Genomic DNA, 24,126 nt, shown 5'->3' on the forward strand with positions numbered 1-24,126 from the left:
CTCAAACACCACTCTTCCTTGATTGTTCGGACAATACGGAGCGCGAGTACTCATGAATGTAGGCTGTGAGATCCTTCAGCTTCTCCAAGGAGGCCTCTGGGAACAGTCCATGTCCAAGATTGAAAATATATCCGGAATGCTGGATTCCCTGATCAATAACCTCTTTGGCTTGACGCTCGATAACACTTTGAGGAGCCATCAGAACGTAGGGGTCCAGGTTACCTTGAACGGCGAACCGGTCACCGAGCCTCCTTCTCCCTTCCTGAATCGGGATTCTCCAATCCAGACCTATAACATCGGCCTGCAAACCTTTCAAATAAGGAAGGAGTTCGCCGGAGCTGACTCCAGGGAAGTATATTTTAGGCTCCTTAAGCTCCGTCAGCTCTTCGAAAATCCGGGTAATCGTCGGGAGCACGTAGGTTTCAAAATCTCTTGGAGAAAGGGCGCCAACCCAGCTGTCGAACAATTGTACAGCTTTTGCCCCGGCAGCAATATGCGATTTCAAATAAGTGATAACCATATCTCCCAGCTTATCCATAAGAGCAAACCATACCTTGGGCTCGCTATACATCATCTGTTTCGTAAGAATATAGCTCTTGGAAGGCTTGCCTTCTATTAAATAGCTGGCAATTGTAAACGGTGCTCCCGCAAAAGAAATTAAAGGAACCTTCAATTGTTTATGTAAAATCTGAATCGTTTGGATAATATGCGAAAGATCTTTGTCCACATCTATTGGACGAAGCCGCTGAACATCCTGCTCGCTGCGGATCGGTGTGTGGATTACAGGACCAATATTTTTGACAATATCAAAATCGATTCCGAGCGATGCTACAGGATTCATAATATCCGAGTACAAAATCGCCGCGTCAACACCCAGCTTATTAACAGGCATCATCGTGATTTCAGCAGCAAGCTCCGGCTGCTTGCAGATCTCGAGAAGCGAGTATTTCTCTTTGATTTTACGGTAATCCGGATCATAGCGTCCTGCTTGCCGCATATACCATACCGGTAAACAATCGACTTGTTCCCGGCGGCAAGCTTTAATAAAAGTATCGTTGTATGTCATGAGGCACCTTCCTTATCGTTCCATTCCTGTCGGCAGGTCTTTTTTTCATTATGCCCTAATTATACCCTGCTCACAACAGATGGGAGCTTGGGGATTACGACAAAAGTATGACAAAGAACCATCCGCGCCTACTTTATAGGATGAATGGTTCTGGCAGCCTGTTTATTCAGCTCGCAGCCAGCCTGCAATATCTTTGGCAAAGTAGGTCAGAATAATGTCTGCTCCCGCCCTTTTAAAACCAAGCATCGTTTCCATCACTATAGCCTGCTCATTGACCCAGCCCTGAATAGCCGCTGCTTTTACCATGGAATATTCAGCACTCACATTATAGGCTACAACCGGCAGGTCAAAATTTTCCTTCAGCATTCGAATGATATCCATATAGGCGAGTGCGGGCTTGACCATTAGGAAATCCGCTCCCTCGAGAACATCATTCTCGGCTTCACGCATTGCTTCCCGGGCATTAGCAGGATCCATTTGATAGGTTTTGCGGTCTCCGAACTGTGGGGAGGAATGAACCGCATCGCGGAAAGGTCCATAATAAGCCGACGAATATTTGACCGAATACGCCATAACCGGCACTTGCTCATACCCTGCTTCGTCCAAACCCGAACGGATCGCGTGTACATAGCCGTCCATCATATTAGAAGGGGCAATAATATCAGCACCTGCTTTGGCTTGAGAGATCGCTGTTTGAACCAAAAGCTCAAGGGAAGCATCATTGGCAACGTCTGCTTGTCCGGTTACAGGATGGTGGTGGATGACACCGCAGTGTCCTGTATCGGTAAATTGGCACAGACAGGTATCGGCAATGACAAGCAGGTTCGGATTCCACTGCTTAATAAGCCGGGTGGCTTGCTGCACAATTCCATCTTCAGCAAAGGCTGAAGTGCCTTCCGCATCCTTATGCTCAGGCACGCCGAACAGCAAAATAGCCTGTAGGCCTAGTCCTGTAATTTCTTTTATCTCTTCTTCAAGCCGGTCAAGAGAAAAATGGTAGACTCCTGGCATCGATTCAATTTCATGCTTAATATTGTGACCGAACGTAACAAAAATCGGCTGTACCAAATCATGAACGGACAAGCTGTTTTCCCTCACTAAATTGCGGATAGCTGCAGTTCCGCGCAAGCGGCGGTTGCGTACGACAGGAAAACTCATACAAATCCCCTCCTTAGATTTTCTGTAGTAAAGCGATTAAGAGCATTAAGAGCGATTAGGAATGTTTAAAAACGATTAAGAACAATTAAGATCTTGGTCAGGAAACCGGAAAACTCCCATCTCCCGCATTTCCCGACAAGCTTTCAGCTAAAGAAGCAATAGTCGCTTCCTTGGCCATATAAGTAATAGGCAAACCTAATGATTGCAGGGTGTGTGCGGTTCTGGGACCGATGCAGGCTATTTCCACGCCTTTCAGCAGACTGACCGGATCTTCGACCCCAAGACGGGTAAGCGCATCGATCAGGTTGGTGACGGTCGAGGAGCTGGTAAAAGTTACGATATGAATCCCCCCGCTAAGCAGCAGTTCTACGACTTCCGTCCCGTCCTCAATTTCCAGCACATTTTCATATACATCCACTTTCGTTACGATAAGACCAAGCTCAGTAAGTCTTCTAGGCAAGTAATCACGGGCGATATCAGCAGTTGGCAGTAGAACCCGCTCCCCCAGCTTAAGCTCTGGCTCAATAGCGTCCAGCAAATCTTCAGCCTGAAATTTAGCTGGAATTATGTCTGAAATCAAGCCACGATCAAGAAGCGCCTCAGCGGTTTTGGGGCCAACAGCGACAATACGTGCTTTCATCAATCTGCGAATATCCAGCCCGAGCTCTCTTAATCTGCGAAAGAAAAACTCCACACCATTTACACTGGTGAAAATAACCCAATCATAACCCTCAAGCTCCCCCATTGCCTTATCCAAGGAACGGAGTGTTTCAGCCTCACTTGGAGTTTGCAGCCGGATGACCGGGAATTCCACGGGCTCTCCACCCATCTCGTCGATCAACTCCACGAGCTCACTAGCTTGGCTTCTAGCCCTAGTAACAAGCACCCTTCGTCCGAAAAGCGGCTTCTTCTCGATCCAGGCGAGCTTCTCCCGAAGCTTTACCACCTCACCGACGATGATCACGGCAGGTGATTGAAAGTTCGCTTGCTTCACCTTCTCTGAAATATTCTCCAGCGTTCCGGTGATCGTAGCCTGCTCCGTCCATGTCCCCCAGCGCACTAACGCTACAGGCATCTGCGGAGATTTGCCGCAGCGGATCAGTTCCCGGCTAATTTGCTCCAGATTGGCTACGCCCATCAGAAACACCATCGTACCGATGGCTTTCGCCAAATGTTCCCAATCCAGCTTGGAATACGTTTTATTCGGATACTCATGACCGGTCACAATAGCTACCGATGATGTAAAATCGCGGTGTGTAACCGGGATACCTGCATAGGCAGGTACGGCGATGGCGGATGTGATCCCAGGAATAATCTCATAGGTAACGCCATGCTCGGCAAGCAGCTCGGCTTCCTCGCCAACCCGGCCGAATATGCTCGGGTCGCCTCCCTTGAGCCGCGTTACAATCTTGCCCTGAATCGCCAAATCAACCAGCAACTGGTTGATTTCTTCTTGCCTCAGCATATGTTTATCCGGCAGCTTGCCTACAAAAACAAGCTCAGCTCCCGGTTGTCGATATTTTAAAAGCCGCGGACTCGCTAAGCGGTCATAGACGATAACATCGGCTTTGCCGATAGCTTCCATTCCACGTATCGTTATAAGCTTTGGATCCCCCGGGCCAGCTCCAACGAGGAATACCTTCCCTTGCTTCGCTTGGTTTTCCTGTTTCACTTGTTTCTCTTGTTTTTCTTGATCCACTTAAAAGCTCACTCCCTAACCGCAGCCAATATTCGATCTGCGCCACGGGCGATCAATTGGTCTGCTACGAGCAATCCCAGCGCCTCTGGATCCGTACCGGACGCTGACTCCTTGAGTACCTCTTGGCCGTCCGGCGAGCCAACCATGCCGGTCAAGGTCAGCAGCGGCCGTCCGCCGCTGCTCTCGGCGCTTACGCTTGCGAATGCGCCGAGAGGCACCTGGCAGCCCCCCTGGAGCCTGCCAAGAAAGCTTCGCTCCGCTCGTACCGCGAGCGCAGTAGATGCATCCTGGAACCTGCTCAGCAGGTCCAGCATAAAGGCGTCGCCGCCCCGGCACTCGATGCACAGCGCTCCCTGGCCTACGGCCGGGAGGCAGATCTCGGGCGGCAAGTACGCACTGATGCGATCCTGCCAGCCCAGCCGGTGGAGACCGGCAGCGGCCAGCAGAATCGCATCGAAGTCTTCCGCTTCAAGCTTGCGCAGCCTTGAATCGATGTTGCCCCGGATCGACTCGATGCGCAGATCCGGGCGGTAGTGCTGCATCTGGCTGGCGCGGCGCAGCGAGCTGGTGCCTACGAGAGCGCCCTGCGGCAGCTCGTCCAGAGAGCGGTGCCCGCGCGTAATGATGCAGTCGCGCGCATCCTCGCGGATCGGCACCGCTCCAACAACAAGCCCTTCAGGTAGCTCGAAGGGCATGTCCTTCATACTATGGACGGCCATATCGATTTCCCCGTCCAGCAGACCCTGTTCGAGCTCTTTCACGAACAGTCCCTTGCCTCCGACCTTGGACAGCGTTACGTCAAGAATCCGATCGCCTTTGGTTATGATCTTCTTAATCTCGAAATTGCATCCAAGTCCATGTTCATCGCTAATGCGCTGCAACTGCTCGACTACTTGCTCCGTCTGGCCTAATGCGAGCGTACTTTGTCTCGTTCCAACTATGATCGTTTTCATTCTTTAGTTCCCCCTACCTGAACGTTCATAACTCAGCTGGCAAAAGCAGCAGCAATCCACCGCTCACCGCTTCTCACCCGCAAAGCCATCTAAGCAAACTATGTCGAATCCTGCTCGAAAGAATCGAGCTTCTCTTGCCTCCAAGCAGTAAAGGTTCCGTTGCGGATTTTTTCAAGCACGTCCCAGTCCAGCATTTGCTTAAATATCGTTTGCCTGCTCTGTCTATCCTTGACCGTATCTTGCACCTTCAAACGCATTTCACTCAAGAAATCCAAATATATCTCGTACTCCTGACCATAAGCAGACTCCAGCTCCGCAGCTATACGACGCGCAGTACCAGGACTGGCTCCTCCTGTAGACACCGAGAGAGTTAACTTTCCCCGACGGACTACAGAGGGAACAATAAAACTGCTTAACTCAGGCTGATCTACCACATTAACCCATATGCCTTCCTTACTGGCATCCTGAGCAATTTGCTTATTCACATGGGCAAGATCTGTCGCAGCGATAACAAGTGAAAACCCTTGTATATCCTCAGAATCATAAATTCTCCTATGCAAAACTAGCTCCCCGCTGCTTCCTTTTGCCTCTATTGCTGCAGTAAAGTCAGGACTGACAACGGTTATAGCTGCACCAGCAACCAACAGTGAACCTATCTTACGTTCAGCTACCAGGCCGCCGCCCACTATTAGACATTTCCTAGCTTTGAGATCAAGCATAAGTGGATAATAGAGCTTCATCAAAATCACATCCAAATCCATTGGTGAAAGCCTGAAACCAGATTGGAAACGACAAAATTGATCACTACAATTACAAAAGCCGCCAAATTCCACGCTGCCAGCTTTTTCCCCGCCACACGCTGAGAGTGATACTGTAATAAATAGAAAGCATAAGCAGCTAGCACAAAAAAAGAATTTACAACTTTAGGATCAAATAATAAATTAATATTTCCTTCCAGGGTTATCCAAACGATGCCGAGCGTCAAAGCCAGCAGCAGTAAGGGCGCTCCAATAATAACAGCCATATATGTATAACGCTCTATCTTCTCTAGTGATGGTAGACGCATCATAGTTTGGGAAAACTGTTTTTCCTTCAGCTTACGATGAAGAAATAAATACATCAAGGAGAAAATGGCCGCCACCGTAAATGCTGCATAGCTTCCTATTGCAAGTGTAATATGAATAAATAAAAGCTCATCGTTGATATCCCAGCCTTGTATAGTGGGCGCCACATTCGGATTGCCAAAAACGTTCAAAGCAAATACAGCAAAACCAATTAAATTGACAAGAAACAAAAATAGCTCAATCCGAAAAAAACGATGTACGACTAGCGAGATGCCAATGAGCAGCCACGTAAATAAAAATAGTACCTCGAATCTGGAAAAAGCCCAATCTGTTAAATGTCCATACATATTCATAGCTACATATACGGTTTGTAAAACCCATACAAATGAAAGCAGCCCCGTCCCCATCCGTTTCGCGCTCCGATTCGCTCTAGCAAAATCAGAGAAATAAAACAGTAGGCTCAGGGCATAAATATAAATCATTGCATCATATAACCAACCTTGAGTTACCATGGCACCTCTCCTAAACGGATTTCGGAGACTACGGACGCGCTAAAGCGTCTACTCGTTTCAGTGCGAACACAGGCAGCAGCTCATCGAGATTACGCGCCTGTTCCGAAGGCTGCTCCGAGGTCTTAGCTTCAGCTGCGAGCAGCTCGGCAGCATTTAGCTGCTGCTCAAGCACATCTTCAAGCGCAAACACTTTGGTAAAATGCTTCAAGGCTTCATCTCCGTGACGCTCTCCTGCCATTTCCTTAATGCGCAGAATCGGATCACGAAGCATTTGATTCACCATACTTTTTGTTAATTTACGAATGAGCACAATCTCCCGATCTTCTAATTCAGGAAGCTTCTTGAGCAAGCTTTCCATCGTTTCCTCGTGCATTTGATTCGCCTTGGTTTGAAGAGCCTGTATAACAGGACTTACCCCCAATGTCTTCGTCCATTGCTCAAACAGAGTCATTTCCACTTGGATCATCTCTTCTATTTTAGCTGCCTCTTTCCGTCTTTCCTGCAAATGATTAGCAACAATAGCTTCCAGATCATCAATATCATATAAAAAAACATTGGATAAATCACTAATTTGCGGATCCAAATCACGAGGCACCGCAATATCCATCATAAATAATGGACGTGATTTCCGTTTTTGCAAAATCGGCTGCAGCTGATCACGTGTCAGCACATACCCTGGTGCGCCTGTGGAGCTGATGACAATATCAGCCTCTTCTAGTCTTTCCAGCATCTGCTCCGAAGAACAGGGAATTCCGTTAAATTTCTTGGCCAGCTCAACAGCCCGCTCATACGTACGATTTACTACAATGACTTTACTTGCTCCATTTGCATACAGGTGCTTGACGGTTAGCTCGCTCATCTTGCCAGCGCCAATAATCATAACCGTTTTTCCGACATAAACCCCGAAAATCCGCTTGCCCAGCTCCACTGCAGCGTAGCTTACAGATACCGGATTTTCTCCAATACCCGTTTCCGAATGAGCTTTCTTAGCCAGCGTAATGGCTTGTTTGAACAAGGTATTGAAAAAAGTACCGGTTGCTTTCAAAGATTGTGACAATAAAAAAGCGTCCCTTATTTGCCCCAAAATTTGTGTTTCACCGATTACCATTGAATCCAATCCACTTGTCACACGGAATAAATGCTCGATTGCCTTCTCATGCTCATACATATATAAATGCTTCGAAAATTCTTCCTTCGGTATGCCAAACCAGCTTTGAATAAAGCCTGGAATATAGTGCTTGCATAAATTTTCACGATCTACTACAGCATATATTTCTGTCCGATTGCAGGTGCCGACAATGACACATTCCAATATGCTCTTCGTTTCCTTTAGCTTCGATAAAGCTAGCGGAAGGTCCTGTTCGGAGAATGTGAACCGCTCTCTGATTTCAACGGGAGCCGTGCGATAATTCAACCCAACAACTACTATGTGCATGAAGTACACCTGCCTTTCTGTAATTTCTTTTTTCATTATAGCACAGCAAAACAAGCAATCCGACATAATATTTGAATAATTTATGAATTGCTGTTTCAACCTTATGACTTAGTTTTCTCCTGCTTCTCCATGAATATACTTCTAACCACAAGCTTATTGCAGCAGTTTTTTGCGAATCATTTCATCAATTGCCTCGTCCTGTTTAATTAGCTTGTTATTCTGGGAAGAAATGATGCTGCTCCCTGAGGACATCAACGCTTCATAAACATCGTACAGATCCTGGAACTGTGCTGAGGCTTCCTGAAGTGCTTGCTTCTCTTCCGCACGCAGCGGCCGGTTGCCTCCAACCTGCAGCCTGAGCACATACTGCATCAGCTGATTCACGCTCAAGAGCGGCGCTAAGCGCTCTGTCCCTACTGCAAGCTGAAGCCTTTCATGCGTATACCCGGCAGAATAAAGAGACTGCTTGAGGCCATCCAGTCCTGCCGTATCCGCAGACTCACTGCTCTGATACAAATAACCGCCCAGCAGTTCCATCTGAAAAAGCGAAACCTGATATAAAAGATGGGTAGCATCGCCACTTCCAGTTTTCGTATGAAATAGCTCCAGCAATTGAGACAGCGGCCAAAACAATAATACAAGCACCAGCGCATATACAGCCAATTTCCCAGCCTGTCTTCTCTTCATCATCCAGCCCCCAGCCAATCAACTTGTCTAGCTGTATCATTGTATGGGGTCTGAAACAAACAAATAACCACGGATTTCTCCGTGGCTACTTCTAATATCCGGTTTACTCTTTATTTCACAAGCTCTGCTTGCTTAATTTCAGGAGTTTCCACTTGCATTTCACCAACACCACGAACTAACTTCTTAGCATATACTTTCTCCGGCTTCAGTACGGACACCATAAAATCGATGGCGAGTTGAGGATCTACCGTCTCACCGCAGGTATAACAATCAAGTGCGGCAAAACCTCTCTCAGGGTAAGTATGAATGGAGAGATGACTCTCTGACAAAAGCACTAAAACTGTTGCTCCTTGTGGATCGAATTGTTTCGCTTGAACTGATAACACGGTTGCTCCGCAAACTTCAGCAGCCTCTACCATTTGTGCCTGCAGCCATTCTGCGCTGTTCAGACGTTCAAAGTCTACACCCCAAGTATCTACAGCAACATGTCTTCCGAAAGTTGAGTATTCCATCTTTCGGTTCCCCCTTCCTAGGAATAAAATGTTTGAAAAAAAATTTCATCCGCTAGGACCTACGTCATTCACTTCCCGAGGGAATAATCTCTCGCAACATTAATGTCCTGAGTGAATCCTGGTTCCTATATTATTTGTCAACGACAATAAAAATAACATCTATTGACCAGAAAAGCAATACTTTTTTTTCAATTGGATAAATTTTTCTTCTAAACTGGGCATTTGCCTATGATAGAAGTCATATACATAGAGGCCTTACAGCTGCCTCGGGTTCAAAAGCCTGTTTGCGAGATATTTATTGAGATAAATATAACGAACAAAGGACAGGACAGGCAGTGTGATGTTCTAGGGCAAAAAAAAGAGCCTTAAAAAAAGACTCTAAATCATTCCATTTTGCAAGATTGCGATATCCAATTTATGCTTCAAGCGCGAATAGCCGCTGAGTAAGCTGCCCCAGACGTTCGTCAATTTGCTTAAGAATACCTTGGTCTTTCAGCAAATTACGCAGGTCCAAAAGACGGTTAATATGATGGTGAATACCCTCAATTTCCCGTTCTACTTCCTTGCGCTTGAACATTTGCTCCATTTGACCTAGCGTATCTTTATATTCATAGATGATGTTCTCATTTTGGCCTTTGGCTTCGACAATTTTAACTACCGCGCCGTGCTCATAGTAATAAACCATCGTGTAGGTGGTATAAATTCGATTGACGATTGCGCTTCCTTTGAATTCGGACACCGCTTTGCGCATAAGGTTTGCCAAACGGGTATTGCTTAATCGACAGGATCCCTTGCATTCGTATTTGCCTGATTTCTGCTCAAATGAAAGAACAATCTCCTGACCCTCATCTTGAAAAACAACCTCTTGATTCCCATTTTCAAGAACTTTAATTTGTAAGGTCACTTGTTGATCAACGAACATTTGAATAAATCTGAACATTTCGGCTTCCGTTAACTGCAGGCAGGTTTTGACATATTCAGTCGCTAACCTATGTGCCATAAAAATCCCTCGATTCTTTGTTTTCAAGCCATTGATACTACTCTGTTATTATTATACTACATCAAAGCTTAATATTCCTGCACACTTTTCATTGAAAATCAGGCAAAATTCAGAAAAATCCGCCGATAAGCCTTAATGCTTTAGCATTTCCCTATAAAAACTCCGTATCCCTGCTATTCATTCGAAATTATCGCTATCTTCAGCGCCAGCATCATCTGCAGCCGTATAGGAGATAGCCTCCTCCAGTATTTCCCAAAGCTCGTCCTTGCCCAATCCAATTTCGGAAGAAAACACTTGGAGGACATCGTCTTTTTTCATCCCCAGTGTCTCCCTGACGATCTTGGCATGCTTCGCCCATTTACTCTTCGGAATTTTATCTGCCTTCGTCGCTACCACGCAAAGAGGCACATCATGATGTTTAAGCCATTCATACATAGCTTGATCATCCTTACTTGGCGGATGTCTTAGATCCACGAGAAGCATAACGAGTTTGAGCACATCGCGTTCAAGCAAATAGCTTTCGACAAATTTGCCCCACTGCTCGCGTTTAGTTTTGGACACTTTGGCGTAGCCATATCCGGGAAGATCAACAAAGTATAAGTCCTCATTAATGCGATAGTAGTTCAGGGTTTGAGTTTTACCAGGCTGAGAGCTGGTTCTAGCCAAGTTCTTACGCGCAATCAAACGATTGATAAGCGACGATTTCCCCACATTAGAACGCCCTGCCAAAGCAATCTCTGGCAAGGCATCCTCTGGATACTGGCTAGGTCCAACAGCGCTGATAATAAATTCAGCTTGATTGACCTTCATAAGTTTAACACACTCTTTCTGCTTGTTTTATCCTACTTCTACCGGCTTTACAAGCGCATGCTGCAGCACTTCATCCATATGACTGACCGGAATAAAGGTCATTTCGTTACGAACACTTTCCGGAATTTCTTGAATATCCTTTTCGTTATCCTTGGGCAAAATAATGACCCGAATACCGGCACGGTGAGCAGCCAAGGCTTTCTCTTTTAGACCGCCGATAGGGAGCACTCTGCCGCGCAGTGTAATTTCTCCAGTCATAGCCACTCGCCTGGAAACAGGTATGTTCGTCAGTGCTGAAATTAAAGCCGTTCCCATTGTGATCCCTGCAGAAGGGCCATCTTTCGGAATAGCACCTTCCGGAATATGAATATGAATATCACATCTTTCATGGAAATCTGGAGCAATCCGCAGCTGATCGGCACGTGAGCGGGTATAGCTGAAAGCGGCTTGTGCCGATTCTTTCATGACATCGCCAAGCTTCCCTGTCAATGTAAGCTTGCCGGTTCCCGCCATAACGGTCACTTCTATAACAAGTGTATCCCCACCGACCTCCGTCCAGGCTAAACCTGTAACAGCCCCGATCTGATCCTTCTCCTCGGCCATGCTGTAGCGGAATTTCGATGGCCCCAGAAAGTCCTTTAAATTGTCAGGCCTAACGTGGACAGGCTGGCTCGGATCTGAGACGATTTGTTTGGCAGCTTTGCGGCACAAGCCGGCAATTTGCTGCTCCAAATTTCTAACTCCGGATTCCCGAGTATATTCGCGGATAATTTTCATCAGCGCTTCTTCCTCGACTATGAGCTGCTCTTCCTGCAAGCCATGATCCCGTCTTTGCTTGGACAGCAAATATTTAAGGGCGATCTGCAGCTTCTCAATTTCCGTGTAACCCGGAATATAGAGAACCTCCATGCGGTCTAATAATGGGCGCGGAATGTTATGCACCGCATTGGCTGTTGTGACAAACATGACACTTGATAAATCGTAAGGTACTTCAATAAAATGATCGCTAAAAGTGCTGTTTTGCTCCGGATCGAGAACCTCAAGCAAGGCGGAAGCCGGATCACCACGAAAATCCATAGCCATCTTGTCAATTTCATCCAGCAGGAACACCGGATTACTCGTACCTGCGTTCTTCATCCCCTGCATAATCCGCCCTGGCATCGCCCCCACATAAGTGCGCCGATGTCCTCGAATTTCTGCTTCATCACGAACCCCACCTAGGGAAATACGGATAAACTGCCGGTTCAGAGATCTCGCTATAGAGCGGGCAATAGAGGTTTTCCCTACCCCTGGTGGCCCTACCAGACAAAGAATAGGCCCTTTCAGCTTCTGTACCAGCTTCTGAACGGCTAAATATTCAAGCACACGCTCTTTAGGCTTCTCAAGACCATAATGATCCTCATTCAATATTTCTTCTGCTTTGTCTATATCAAGGTGATCCTCTGTTTTCTTCAACCAAGGCAGCCCGAGCAGCCAATCAATATAATTGCGGATCACCCCGCCCTCTGCAGATGTAGGAGGCATTTTTTCCAAGCGGTCGATCTCTTTCTCGATCTTCTCTCTAACCTTTTCCGGAACCTCGGCCTCCGTGAGCTGGCTGCGTAAATCATCCACCTCACCGGCACGGCCTTCCTTATCTCCCAGTTCTTTTTGGATCGCTTTCATCTGCTCGCGGAGGTAGTATTCTTTTTGTGTTTTCTCCATCTGCTTCTTGACCCGCTGACTAATCTTGCGCTCCAGCTCCAGCACTTCGCGCTCATTGTTAAGAATACTTAGCATTTTTTCCAGACGCTCACGGACATCCACAGTCTCAAGAATATCCTGTTTATCCTTTATTTTCAGGGGCAGGTGGCTGCAAATGACATCAGCCAGCCGCCCTGGCTCATCGATGTCGGATACAGCCGCGAGAGTTTCTGGCGTGACCTTCTTGGATAAATTAATGTAGTTCTCGAATTGGCTCAGCACTGTCCGCATTAAGGCGTCAATCTCGGAATCTGTAACCTCCTGTTCGGGGAGCTCCTTGACATTGACTTCATAATATTCTTCATTGTTCACGAATTCTATGATTTCGGCCCGGAGTACTCCTTCTACGAGAACCCGGATTGTGCCATTAGGCAGCTTAAGCATTTGCCTTACCTTTGCTATCGTCCCTATAAGGTAAATATCCTCTTTGGAGGGTTCTTCTATGTTCATTTCGGATTGGGAGCAGAGTAGAATCATACTATCATCGACCATGGCTCTTTCCAGAGCTTTGACCGATTTCTCCCGCCCCACATCCAAATGCAGCACCATACTTGGATAAACTAACAATCCCCTTAAAGGCAATAACGGCAGCCTGCGAATCTTCAGCTTATTTGGCCCCATCCTCCACACCTCCTAATTCAATCATGCTGATCTTTACATTTTAACAAAAGCGGAATCAAAACACCAATCGCCGCTCAAGTGAGCTGTCCCTAATTGGCATAATGAATCAAAATGATTCATTATGAATCCAAAGTGCTGGGAGATTTCGCGTGCAGGACCGGCATGGATGGGGATAACGTCCGTTCTTGATAAACCGGCAGCTGGATCACATTATCCTCAAGATCAATGTCTAGCGCAAATTTAAATACTTCTTCGATTGAATCCGCGGCAAAGACGGTCAAGTTTGGCAAATCAGCGAATATTTCCTGCCAGTTTTCCTTAGGAATGATCACTTTCGTAGCCCCAGCCTGGAAAGCAGCCTCCACCTTAGCGACCACACCACCAACAGGCTTCACTTTTCCGTGGATGCTCATCTCTCCTGTCATTGCGATATGGTTATCCACAGGAATTTTATGAATCGCCGAAGCAATCGCTGTTGCCATCGATATCCCTGCTGAAGGACCATCGATTGGAACGCCGCCTGGAAAGTTGATGTGCAAATCATAGTTTGAAGTTTGAATGCCAAGCTTGCGAAGCACAGTCAGCACATTTTCCACTGAGCTGCGAGCCATGCTTTTTCTACGCAATGTGCGTGAGCTGCCGCCCGTCTCTTCCTCATCAATTACGCCTGTTATGTTGAATGTTCCCTTGTCCTGCACCGATGAAGGAATCGCGATTACCTCAATTTCGAGCAGAGTCCCCTGGTTTGGCCCATAGACAGCCAGCCCATTGACGAAACCAATTTGCGGCTCGCGCGGAATTTTTTTCTCTGGCCGGGGTGGGATTTGCGAGCTGTTCACTACCCACTCGATATCCGCCGCGCTCACTTCCTGACGCTTATCCGTCATGGCCAATCCTGCTGCAAGCTGGATCACATTTACCGCTTCACGGCCATTAGTTGCATATTTTTTGATCACTTCAATCGCTTCCGGATTTTCCTTGAAACCAATTTTCCGCAACGCATTTTCAGCAACTAAACCAATTTCCTCAGGAAGCAGCGGCCGGAAGAATATCTCCAGACAGCGGGAACGGATCGCAGGAGGAAGCTCACTGGGCAGCCGGGTAGTCGCACCGACAAGACGGAAATCCGCTGGCAAGCCATTTTGAAAAATATCATGAATATAGCTGGGAATGTTCAAATCCTCCGAGCTGTAATAGGCACTTTCGAGAAACACCTTGCGATCCTCCAGAACCTTTAATAATTTATTCAATTGAATCGAATGCAGTTCACCAATTTCGTCAATAAACAAAATACCGCCATGAGCCTTAGTCACAGCACCTGCTTTGGGTTGGGGGATGCCTGCCACTCCCATTGCTCCTGCCCCTTGATAGATAGGGTCATGCACAGAGCCAATCAGAGGGTCTGCAATCCCTCTTTCATCAAAGCGGGCGGTATTCGCATCAATCTCAGTAAATTTCGCCTCTGAGCGAAAAGGTGATCCCGGATTCTTCTTCGCTTCCTCCAATACGACACGTGCTGCCGCGGTCTTCCCTACTCCTGGAGGACCGTAAATAATGACATGCTGCGGGTTGGAACCGCAAATAGCCGCCTTCAGCGCCTTTATCCCTTCTTTTTGCCCGACAATATCCTCAATGGAGGATGGTCTGGTTTTTTCGGATAATGGCTTAGTTAGCGAAATCGAGCGCAGTTTGCGCAGCTTTTCCAGTTCTTTTTTGGATTCTCTATCTACGGCCGAACGGTTTGTTTGTTGGTTACGCAGCAAATTCCAGAAATACAGGCCAATCACCACAGCAAAAAAAACTTGAATCAGCATCAAAATAATACTTAAGCTCATCTTCATACCTCCCGGTTTTGTATGTAAGGGAAAACAGTTACGCCGCGCCCTGCGGACGGACGCGTTTGCCCGGAAATATCAGAGTCAGACAATCCATGTTTACGTTCTGATAGTTCGGAAAAAAACACCATACTAGCCAGTATTCCCGCGTAAAAGAAGGTTAATCCTAATTTCACGAACTTTTACTGTAGTCCCCTCATTAGCTTCGATACTGGCACGAAACTAGCCCCTTTTTGAACGGTAGAAATAGAGGCCTTCAATACACTGGCCGTTATTTTCCCAGGAGGTCCGACATGCCCGATAGCAATGCACTGATCCTGCTTTTCGATAAGCTTGAGGAGCTTCGACATTTGCTTGCTAATATGCTCGGAAGTATAAATATCGTCGAAAAACAGCTCATTTTCAGCGTAAGGTACGCCCATTTCCTTGGCCAACTTGACGATAACGCTTTTGGGGGTAGTCCGGCTATCAAGGAACATCATTCCCCGCTCTTTGCACACCTTCATAACGATTCTCATCACCCGCTCATCGGCTGTCGCTTTAGAGCCCATATGGTTATTGATGCCAATAGCAAAGGGAACGTCATCCAGCGCAGCCTCAACTCTACTGCGTATCTCTTCATCCGAGAGGTCTGTAGTAATTGCCCCTGGGCCTAGCCAGCTCTTCTTTCCCTTCACAGGCTCCATGGGCATATGAACCAGTACTTCATGCCCTTTCTCGTGGGCCAATTGAGCATCTCTTTTGCTAGTAGGCATAAATGGCATTACAGCAATCGTAAGCGGAATGGCAAGGTCCAGCATTTCTGTTGTACCGTTCATGTTATTACCAAAGTCATCAATCACAACTGCTACCTGTTTTTTGGGTGCCGCAAAAGGCTCATTGGCTTTCACTACATGTCGAGGCAAGCTCTCTCCCATTCCCAAACTTGCAACTACCATAACAAGCGTCATAACCATTACTTTGCGAACATGCGTAAATATCATCATGGCAGTACCTTCTCTCGCTTTTCATTTAGTTATGCTTCCAATGTTTCACGTTTATGCAATTAGATAGAAAAAAGCCGTAAGAGTAGGCGAAAGGCTCTCAAACGGCTTTTTTATGAAACTTATTATTGAAATTTAGTGAAAGGTACAAGACCTAATGCTTGCGCCCGGGTATGAGACCGGTTTTTTCGTAAGCATCTACAATAATATCAATTTCTTTCTTCAATTCGTTCAACAGCTCCGCTTCAGGAACTTTACGAATCATTTCCCCATAACGGAAAAGCATACCTTCACCGCGGGCTCCCGCAATGCCGATATCTGCCTCTCTCGCTTCACCAGGTCCATTGACCGCACAACCAAGAACCGAAACTTTAATTGGTACTTTAATTTTGGAAATATACTCCTCAACCTCATTAGCGATTGAAAATAAATCAATATCCAGCCGGCCACAGGTTGGACAAGAAATGAGCGTGGCTGCGTTCGTAATCAGACCAAACGTTTTTAACAGCTCACGGGCAACCTTGATCTCCTCAACCGGATCGGTGCTAAGTGAAATTCGTACCGTCGAGCCGATCCCCATATTAAGCAAGGTCCCGATACCGGCTGCACTTTTTACTGAACCCGAGAACAATGTACCAGCTTCTGTAATACCCAGATGCAGCGGGTACCGGAAGGCTTGGGCAGCTTTGGAGTACGCGGCAATAGCCATTGGCACATCCGATGCTTTCAAAGAAACGATAATATCCCGAAAATCTAACTCTTCTAATATATTAATATGAAAAAGCGCACTCTCTACCATTGCTTCTGGTGTAGGATAACCATACTTCTCGAGCAAATGATTCTCCAGAGATCCTGCATTCACGCCGATTCGAATGGGAATTCCACGTTCCTTACAGGCCTTGACAACCGCTTCTACTTTCTCTCGCCTGCCAATATTCCCTGGATTAATCCGAACCTTATCAATTCCATTCTCAATAGCGGCCAACGCCAGCCTATGATCAAAATGAATATCGGCTACCAATGGGATATGAATCTGCTTCTTAATCTCTTTAATAGCTTCGGCAGCCTCTCGGTTGTTAACGGTGACGCGTACAATCTGGCAGCCAGCCTCCTCCAAACGCAGGATCTCAGCTACCGTTGCAGCCACATCAGCTGTTTTCGTAGTGCACATGCTTTGTATAATAACTTCATCGCTTCCGCCTATAGTCAGGTTACCAACTCTAACCGGTATTGTATCTTTTCTATGGTGCATCATTGCTTCTCTCCCCATCATACCAAACATCCTCCGCTCCGATTTCCTAAACGGAACGGCGGATTGGAGGCTGTATGAACAAATTAGATTTATGGGTTACGCACTTTCTTCTTTCTTCTTACTGTTTGGTTTATCATCACTGGTAACCAGAACAGGAGCTAGCTTATTCATGACAGCATCCTTATTCACCTTACAGGTCGTAACATCTGTACGGGAAGGAATTTCAAACATCACGTCAAGCATGATCGTTTCAATAATCGCCCTCAAGCCCCGTGCTCCAGTATTTCGCTTGATAGCTTCCTTCGCTATTGCATCCAGGGACTCCTGATCAAATTCAAGTGCTACATTATCCATTTCCAAGAGCTTCTGGTACTGTTTCACCAAAGCATTCTTAGGTTCTGTCAGGATACGTACCAACGCAGGCTCGTCAAGCGGCTCCAGAGTTGAGATCACAGGGAGACGACCAACAAATTCAGGAATCAAGCCGAATTTCAATAAATCCTCTGGCAGTACCATGGATAAATATTCACCTGGCTTCAAATCCGCTTTAAGACCGTCTGTACTGAAACCAATCACCTTTTTACCAATTCTGCGCTTAATAATTTGCTCAAGTCCGTCAAATGCCCCGCCGCACACGAATAAAATGTTAGTCGTGTCGATTTGGATAAACTCTTGATGCGGATGCTTGCGCCCTCCTTGCGGAGGTACCGATGCCACAGTTCCTTCGAGAATCTTCAGCAATGCCTGCTGTACACCCTCACCGGATACGTCACGAGTAATAGAAGGATTCTCTGATTTACGGGCCACTTTATCGATCTCATCGATATAAATAATACCGCGCTCAGCTTTCTCTACATCGTAATCGGCTGCTTGAATCAGCTTCAACAAAATATTTTCAACATCCTCACCTACGTAGCCTGCTTCCGTTAGGGAAGTAGCGTCGGCGATGGCAAAAGGTACATTAAGAATTTTGGCAAGTGTTTGAGCAAGAAGGGTCTTCCCGCTTCCTGTAGGTCCCAGAAGCACAATGTTGCTCTTCTGTAGTTCTACATCTTCAAGCTTGCTTTGTGAATTAATCCGCTTGTAGTGATTGTATACAGCTACAGCAAGGGATTTCTTCGCTTGATCCTGGCCAATGACATATTGATCCAAAATGGAGCGAATTTCCATTGGCTTCGGAACATCCTTCAGATCCAGGTCCTCTTCATGGCCCAGCTCTTCTTCAACGATCTCCGTACAAAGCTCTATACATTCATCGCAGATGTACACACCGGGACCAGCAACGAGCTTACGAACCTGATCCTGTGATTTTCCGCAAAAGGAACATTTGAGTTGACCTTTCTCATCGTTAAACTTAAACACTTAAATCACTCCTTTTATTTCAAGTCAGTTCGAGTGATAACCTCATCGATCAAACCATATGCTTTCGCTTCCTCAGCGCTCATAAAGTTATCGCGATCGGTGTCTCTTTCGATCTTCTCGAGCGGCTGGCCTGTACGCTCCACATAAATTTGATTCAGCTTATGCTTTGTTTTGATAATCCAATCCGCATGAATCTTGATGTCAGTCGCTTGGCCTCTGACACCGCCTAACGGCTGGTGAATCATGACTTCAGCATTGGGAAGCGCAAAGCGTTTGCCCTTGGCACCCGCGGTAAGCAGCAATGAACCCATACTGGCAGCCATTCCAACGCATATCGTTGAGACATCCGGTTTGATGAAATTCATGGTATCAAATATACCCATCCCCGCTGTGACAGAACCGCCCGGAGAATTAATGTATAGATGGATATCCTTCTCAGCATCCTGAGCAGATAGAAAGAGCAGCTGGGCAATGACCAAATTAGCCACATCGTCATCAATCGCGCTCCCAATGAAAATGATGCGGTCCTTGAGCAAACGCGAGTAGATATCGTAAGAACGTTCACCACGATTCTCCTGTTCAACTACCATGGGAATAAGACTCATTGTACCAACTCCTTTGTGTGGCTGCTGCCATAGTTTATACTCAACTTGCAGAGTATTATCTTCATATTATCATGTTTAAGATGTAAAGTCATTTTTTCGGCGCTCTTATGTATTAGTGGAAAAAACACCCCTAACGAGGTTAAGTCATGAAGAACGACCGCCATTAGAGGTGAAGGTGTTAAGAAAGGCGCGCTGATAACTACGCGCCTTAAGTCATGTTATGCGGATGCTGTGACATTCTTGCTATTCTCAAGCAGGAACTCCACAGTTTTCTTCAGAGCAAGGTCACCCTTCATACCTTCCAGGCTTCCATTAGATGCGAAGATGGAGCGCAGCTCTTCAGTGGATCTTTGGAAGTTTTCAGCTAATTTCTCAAGCTCTGCATCCAATTCTTCATCGGAAACCGTAATTTGCTCTGCAGTAGAAATAGCTTCCAGAACAAGGTTGTTGCGTACGCGCTTCTCAGCATCCTCACGCATTTGATCCTTCAGAGTAGCTTCGTTCTGACCGGAGAATTGGTAGTAGATGTCCAGTGTCATACCTTGTGTACGCAGACGTCTTTCGAATTCTTTGATCATTACGTCAAGCTCTGACTCTATCATCGGCGCTGGAATTTCAACATCTGCATTAGCAGTTGCCTTATCCACTACAGCCGTTTCTTTCGCTACTTGCGAATCTTTTTCCTTACGCTCTAGCAAACGTGCTTTGGTATCCTGCTTGTATTCTTCCAGGGTATCAAATTCGCTAACATCTTTGGCGAATTCATCGTCTAGCTCAGGTAGATTTTTGCGTTTGATTTCATGCAGCTTAACTTTGAATACTGCCGCTTTACCTTTAAGCTCTTCAACATGGTAGTCTTCAGGGAAACTAACTTCCACATCTTTCTCAGCATCCTTGGCAAGTCCAACAAGCTGTTCCTCAAAGCCTGGAATGAAGCTGCCTGAGCCAAGCTCAAGCGAATGATTCTCAGCCTTGCCGCCTTCAAATGCTACATCGTCCACATAGCCGTCGAAATCGATGATAACGACATCGCCATTCTCAGCTTCGCCTTCTTCAAGGACAACAAGCTCTGCATGGCGTTGTTGAAGCCGATTCAGCTCCTCGTTCACTTCTTCCTCAGTGACAGTCACTTCGTCCACTTCGATTTCCAAGCCTTTGTAATCGCCAAGCGTGACTTCAGGCTTCACTAGAACCTTAGCTTTGAACTTCAGAGTTTGTCCTTTACCAAATTGTTCAACATCTACTTCAGGACGGTCGATTGGATCAATACCGGCTTCTTCTATTGCTTCCACATAAACTTCCGGCAGCAAAATATCCAGCGCATCCTGATACAAGCTCTCCACGCCAAATTTAGCTTCAAAAATGGAACGCGGAACTTTTCCTTTACGGAATCCCGGAACGTTAACTTTTGCCGCTACTTTCTTAAATGCTTTATCAAGCGCTTCTGTAACGCGCTCCGTACCCACTTTTACTTCAAGAACGCCAACGTTCTTCTCTATTTTTTCCCAACTTGCTTTCATTTTATGCTTTCCCCTCCAAAAATGTACCCTAAGTTATTTTAGTATTCTGATAACCTGGCTTGTATCAAGCCTTCCGTCGATATAACCATCTTATTATAACATATAACATTTTCATTTCAAGACCGGAAACACGGCTTTGGTAAACTTATACAAAATGGCATGAGCTTGCTTCCACTGAAGCAGCATTTGGCTTGTGATCCCATACTTTTCCATGAGGTCTGCGCGGTCCGCTTTACCGAATATCAACTCCTGCAAAACTGCATGCAGAGCCGAAGCCCAAACATCTATGGAATCATCCTCCTGCTTGATCATTTCAGCATAAGTAGAAGTCCCATAAACATAAGCAAGGAATTGATTCCAGGTCTGTTCGGCAAAATAGGGAAAGTCTGGCTGATCCACTTCACTAATCTCTTCCACTCTTTTCATCATATCGCGGATGGCTGGAGGAAAATCCATAGAGCTGAGTGGAGTGTCTTCGATTTCCACGCTTATTTGCCCGTCATTTCTGGGAATGCTAATGAAGCCAGTCTGGCCTTTCTGCTTCAGAGTTTGGAGTGTTTTGAACTGGAGACCGGGATGCAGCTTCGTTGCAGCCAGCCAGTCACATAATTGCTCGTCCACCCCCTCTAACTCCACAAATGCCAGCTGCTCCAGAGCAATGAATTGCTGCTCGGTCGTCCCCTCCTTCAGCATCTGGATCAGTCTCTGCGGGTACGAGGCATCCGCCATCGTTTTCTCGGCTACAATCTGCCGGAGCAGCCCCTCTTCATCCTCAGCTTCATCGTCCTCTGGTTCCCGGTCAAGATCCATCCCGGATTCCAGTCCCATAGATGACGCTGGAGAAGCATACTCAGGAAAGGTCACCTGCAGCCATTGCTGCAGCGCCTCCCATTGTCCGAGTCTTCCTGCCTCCACATGCGGAAATTGCAACAGGAAGGCTAGCAGCTGCAGCGCTTCACCATACTGCTCCGTTTGCAGAAAGCGCGTAAGCTCTTGCTCGTAAAAGTCCACTGTTTTTGGAAAGAGGACCACATTGTCCATTGAATGTTGCGAAATGATTACCACCTCAAACTTTTCATCACCAATGCAGTCAGTTTAACGGATAAAATCAGGAATTGCAAAAAAAAAAGTCGAGAAGGGTTGACTTATGTAAAATCAATATGATAATATAACTCTTGCTTCACTACTTACAACAACACACACAAATAATACATGACAAACAATACATAACAAACAATATCTTTTGCGGGTGTAGTTCAATGGCAGAATGCCAGCTTCCCAAGCTTGAGGCGAGGGTTCGATTCCCTTCACCCGCTCCAGAGCCGTATTGTTCATAGCATGTCCCAGTAGCTCAGCTGGATAGAGCAACGCCCTTCTAAGGCGTGGGTCGGGAGTTCGAATCTCTCCTGGGACGTAATTAGGTTTATTTGAGTGAATTTTAATGAAGCCATAAAAAACCGAAATCCCTTATGACATTTGGGATTTCGGTTTTTTTGTTAAAAAAATCAAGTGAGAATACGTTTAAAACGATAAGAAATAAAACTTTTTTACACATTTTTTACACAAGAAATTTGATCTCCTTCTATCGTTCTTTTGATTGTGAGTATCGTAGGTAAGATTAATAAGAAGGCTATCGTAGAGGGGTTTTTTGATTTCATTAGGTGCGTTCATATTACTTATTATCTCCATCGCAAATACACCAGCAACAGATGCTGATAAAGCTATGACAACACCTGTAGAAACACCAGCCTCCATGAGCTCAAGTGAAGCCAATAAAAAGATTGGAAAAGCAATGTTGACGTAATTGCAAAATCTGAAAAAACGCCAACTGAAAAATTTGACGAAGTTTCCAAGTTGGCAAAGATCTATAAACCAGCTGACGATGAATTAAAGGAATTCGAATCATTTATTGTATACACTTATCGTGGCGAGTCTGTCACTAGCGACTCGGTTAAATCAAAAGAAGAACAAATGAAAAAGTCTTTAGCAAAATAGATCCAAAACAAAAAAAGCCCACGATCCGCAATGAACAGAAGGCTTTGCATTTGGCATGTTATAACCTTTCAATGAAATCCCCTACCGTTGCAGCCATTTTGACATGTCCAGCATCGTTGGGATGCGTACCATCTGATGGGGATCCGAAGTAATAGTTTTCTTTTTGCGATGCAACATAAGGTGAAAAACCCAATCCGTAGTACCAATCAAGCACAGGAATCGAATAATACTTACCGATAGCTACAACAGCGTCACAATAGTCCCTTAGCGTCTTACCTGCGGCGTTTGCAGTGTTGCCATCTACTATGCCGCTCCTTTGTATTGGTACGATCAAACCGATCGAAGCATAAGGATAGCGGTTTATTAACCATTCAATCGTTTTTTGGTATCTGGCATAAAACGATGTTCCCGTAGCAGGGTCGTCAGATATCGATCCCATTGCAATATTAAACCCATGATCATTAGTACCCGCCATAAGTGTGATAAGGTCGGGTGCGTACTGCGTAGGCGGCATATTTACAACCCTATTATCGTAAATGTTTCCTATGGTGTAGCCACTAACCGCATCATTCTGAACCTTTATATGTCGCTCCCTCGATAATAGGTAATGATACGGCTTAGCGGCATACTGGTTACCCGCGCCAACTCCATCGCCATATCCCGTCGAAATACTATCTCCCAACACCCACCATGTTTTTTCATACCATTTCGACCGATACCAGCCTTGAACTTCTTGGGTTGTTAGGAATTTTTGAGTGTAAGGCACATAGTCCGAGATCATATAATTTGTTTCCATCACCATCAGGACATTCGCTACTGCCGGACTAAGTATCTTTACGTGCAAGTAGCTGGCATTTGCTGGAGCCTTTGCTGACTTTGCAGATGCTCCGCTTATATACACATCGGATGCAGTGTAAAAGCTATGTTGTGTAGCTATCCCATCACACTTATTAAAAATATAATTGTAACCAGGCTTTACATTTATTTTATGGGTTTCGTACCCCCCACTTATGATGTTTCCGGTCGATGGATCATGATAAGATCCGGTTATCATCCTACTTTTATCAAAAAGATTGAATGTCTGCCTGACTATGGAGGAGGGAATAGAACCTCCAGCAATAATCGCTCCGTTATATGTTGGTTGGCCCCCGCTGTCTCCAAACCTTATCAATATATCCTGGTTAGGCAGTGGATTAGCCCCACCCCCTATAGCGTTTCCGCCATAAGTAGGATTGCCATCAGCTTCTCCAAATTTCAGCAACACCTCTTTATTTGGAAACTTATCCGGCTGTTTTACAATCATGTGAGCACCTC

Annotated in this window: 21 protein-coding genes and 2 tRNA genes; 3 read left to right on the forward strand and 20 right to left on the reverse strand. The window is 46.0% G+C overall.

Annotated features, from left to right (window positions below):
- Nucleotide 1: 1 nt before the first annotated feature.
- The 19 genes from hemE to J2Z66_RS36550 form a co-directional block, all read right to left on the reverse strand.
- Nucleotides 2-1,066, reverse strand: a complete 1,065-nt coding sequence (gene hemE / locus J2Z66_RS36460; protein WP_209977924.1) for a uroporphyrinogen decarboxylase — start codon at nucleotides 1,064-1,066, stop codon at nucleotides 2-4.
- Nucleotides 1,067-1,228: 162 nt separating this feature from the next.
- Nucleotides 1,229-2,224 (reverse strand): porphobilinogen synthase, encoded by a 996-nt coding sequence (gene hemB / locus J2Z66_RS36465; RefSeq protein WP_209977926.1) that lies wholly within the window; start codon nucleotides 2,222-2,224, stop codon nucleotides 1,229-1,231.
- A gap of 97 nt (nucleotides 2,225-2,321) precedes the next feature.
- Nucleotides 2,322-3,923 (reverse strand): uroporphyrinogen-III C-methyltransferase, encoded by a 1,602-nt coding sequence (cobA, locus tag J2Z66_RS36470; RefSeq protein ID WP_312894960.1) that lies wholly within the window; start codon nucleotides 3,921-3,923, stop codon nucleotides 2,322-2,324.
- Nucleotides 3,924-3,931: 8 nt separating this feature from the next.
- Complete coding sequence (gene hemC / locus J2Z66_RS36475) at nucleotides 3,932-4,876, reverse strand: hydroxymethylbilane synthase (RefSeq protein WP_209977929.1); 945 nt, start codon at nucleotides 4,874-4,876, stop codon at nucleotides 3,932-3,934.
- 98 nt (nucleotides 4,877-4,974) lie between these two features.
- The gene (locus J2Z66_RS36480; protein ID WP_209977932.1) at nucleotides 4,975-5,616 is read right to left on the reverse strand and encodes a precorrin-2 dehydrogenase/sirohydrochlorin ferrochelatase family protein; all 642 of its coding nucleotides are present in this window, start codon (nucleotides 5,614-5,616) and stop codon (nucleotides 4,975-4,977) included.
- Nucleotides 5,617-5,621: 5 nt separating this feature from the next.
- Nucleotides 5,622-6,452, reverse strand: coding sequence for a cytochrome c biogenesis protein CcsA (gene ccsA / locus J2Z66_RS36485; RefSeq protein WP_209977934.1), 831 nt, complete (start codon nucleotides 6,450-6,452; stop codon nucleotides 5,622-5,624).
- A gap of 28 nt (nucleotides 6,453-6,480) precedes the next feature.
- Nucleotides 6,481-7,887 carry a glutamyl-tRNA reductase gene (hemA, locus tag J2Z66_RS36490; RefSeq protein ID WP_209977935.1) on the reverse strand — a complete coding sequence of 469 codons (1,407 nt, stop codon included), beginning with the start codon at nucleotides 7,885-7,887 and terminating at the stop codon, nucleotides 6,481-6,483.
- A gap of 153 nt (nucleotides 7,888-8,040) precedes the next feature.
- Nucleotides 8,041-8,577, reverse strand: a complete 537-nt coding sequence (locus tag J2Z66_RS36495) for an S-adenosylmethionine decarboxylase (protein ID WP_245376116.1) — start codon at nucleotides 8,575-8,577, stop codon at nucleotides 8,041-8,043.
- Between the two features lie 107 nt (nucleotides 8,578-8,684).
- Entirely contained in the window at nucleotides 8,685-9,086 is a 402-nt protein-coding gene (speD, locus tag J2Z66_RS36500) for an adenosylmethionine decarboxylase (protein ID WP_209977937.1), read from the reverse strand.
- Nucleotides 9,087-9,501: 415 nt separating this feature from the next.
- Nucleotides 9,502-10,086: a non-ribosomal peptide synthetase module gene (locus J2Z66_RS36505; protein WP_209977939.1), complete on the reverse strand. Its 585-nt coding sequence runs from the start codon at nucleotides 10,084-10,086 to the stop codon at nucleotides 9,502-9,504.
- Between the two features lie 177 nt (nucleotides 10,087-10,263).
- Entirely contained in the window at nucleotides 10,264-10,896 is a 633-nt protein-coding gene (gene yihA / locus J2Z66_RS36510) for a ribosome biogenesis GTP-binding protein YihA/YsxC (protein ID WP_209977942.1), read from the reverse strand.
- Nucleotides 10,897-10,923: 27 nt separating this feature from the next.
- The gene (gene lon / locus J2Z66_RS36515) at nucleotides 10,924-13,260 is read right to left on the reverse strand and encodes an endopeptidase La (RefSeq protein ID WP_209977944.1); all 2,337 of its coding nucleotides are present in this window, start codon (nucleotides 13,258-13,260) and stop codon (nucleotides 10,924-10,926) included.
- 119 nt (nucleotides 13,261-13,379) lie between these two features.
- A complete protein-coding gene (gene lonB, locus J2Z66_RS36520) occupies nucleotides 13,380-15,095 on the reverse strand; it encodes an ATP-dependent protease LonB (protein ID WP_209977946.1) in 1,716 nt (571 codons plus the stop codon).
- 182 nt (nucleotides 15,096-15,277) lie between these two features.
- Nucleotides 15,278-16,081, reverse strand: a complete 804-nt coding sequence (locus J2Z66_RS36525) for a divergent polysaccharide deacetylase family protein (protein WP_245376117.1) — start codon at nucleotides 16,079-16,081, stop codon at nucleotides 15,278-15,280.
- Nucleotides 16,082-16,232: 151 nt separating this feature from the next.
- Nucleotides 16,233-17,330 carry a flavodoxin-dependent (E)-4-hydroxy-3-methylbut-2-enyl-diphosphate synthase gene (gene ispG, locus J2Z66_RS36530; RefSeq protein ID WP_209977994.1) on the reverse strand — a complete coding sequence of 366 codons (1,098 nt, stop codon included), beginning with the start codon at nucleotides 17,328-17,330 and terminating at the stop codon, nucleotides 16,233-16,235.
- Nucleotides 17,331-17,426: 96 nt separating this feature from the next.
- Nucleotides 17,427-18,692: an ATP-dependent protease ATP-binding subunit ClpX gene (gene clpX / locus J2Z66_RS36535; protein ID WP_209977948.1), complete on the reverse strand. Its 1,266-nt coding sequence runs from the start codon at nucleotides 18,690-18,692 to the stop codon at nucleotides 17,427-17,429.
- A 14-nt stretch (nucleotides 18,693-18,706) separates the two neighbouring features.
- Nucleotides 18,707-19,297, reverse strand: coding sequence for an ATP-dependent Clp endopeptidase proteolytic subunit ClpP (gene clpP / locus J2Z66_RS36540; protein WP_209977950.1), 591 nt, complete (start codon nucleotides 19,295-19,297; stop codon nucleotides 18,707-18,709).
- Nucleotides 19,298-19,515: 218 nt separating this feature from the next.
- Nucleotides 19,516-20,817 (reverse strand): trigger factor, encoded by a 1,302-nt coding sequence (gene tig / locus J2Z66_RS36545; RefSeq protein WP_209977952.1) that lies wholly within the window; start codon nucleotides 20,815-20,817, stop codon nucleotides 19,516-19,518.
- 111 nt (nucleotides 20,818-20,928) lie between these two features.
- Nucleotides 20,929-21,882 carry a hypothetical protein gene (locus J2Z66_RS36550; protein ID WP_209977954.1) on the reverse strand — a complete coding sequence of 318 codons (954 nt, stop codon included), beginning with the start codon at nucleotides 21,880-21,882 and terminating at the stop codon, nucleotides 20,929-20,931.
- Nucleotides 21,883-22,062: 180 nt separating this feature from the next.
- On the opposite strand from J2Z66_RS36550, the gene J2Z66_RS36555 reads away from it, so the two are divergent.
- From J2Z66_RS36555 to J2Z66_RS36565, 3 genes are all read left to right on the forward strand, one after another.
- A tRNA-Gly gene (locus J2Z66_RS36555) sits at nucleotides 22,063-22,136 on the forward strand.
- A gap of 21 nt (nucleotides 22,137-22,157) precedes the next feature.
- Nucleotides 22,158-22,231 (forward strand) — tRNA-Arg (locus tag J2Z66_RS36560).
- A 234-nt stretch (nucleotides 22,232-22,465) separates the two neighbouring features.
- On the forward strand, nucleotides 22,466-22,621 hold the full coding sequence (locus J2Z66_RS36565; protein ID WP_209977956.1) for a hypothetical protein: 156 nt from the start codon (nucleotides 22,466-22,468) through the stop codon (nucleotides 22,619-22,621).
- A gap of 249 nt (nucleotides 22,622-22,870) precedes the next feature.
- On the opposite strand, the gene J2Z66_RS36570 is transcribed toward J2Z66_RS36565, so the two are convergent.
- Nucleotides 22,871-24,115 (reverse strand): SGNH/GDSL hydrolase family protein, encoded by a 1,245-nt coding sequence (locus J2Z66_RS36570; RefSeq protein WP_209977958.1) that lies wholly within the window; start codon nucleotides 24,113-24,115, stop codon nucleotides 22,871-22,873.
- Between the last annotated feature and the right edge of the window lie 11 nt (nucleotides 24,116-24,126).

Origin of the sequence: Paenibacillus eucommiae (genome assembly GCF_017874215.1) — a bacterium.
GTDB classification, from domain to species: domain Bacteria; phylum Bacillota; class Bacilli; order Paenibacillales; family NBRC-103111; genus Paenibacillus_AI; species Paenibacillus_AI eucommiae.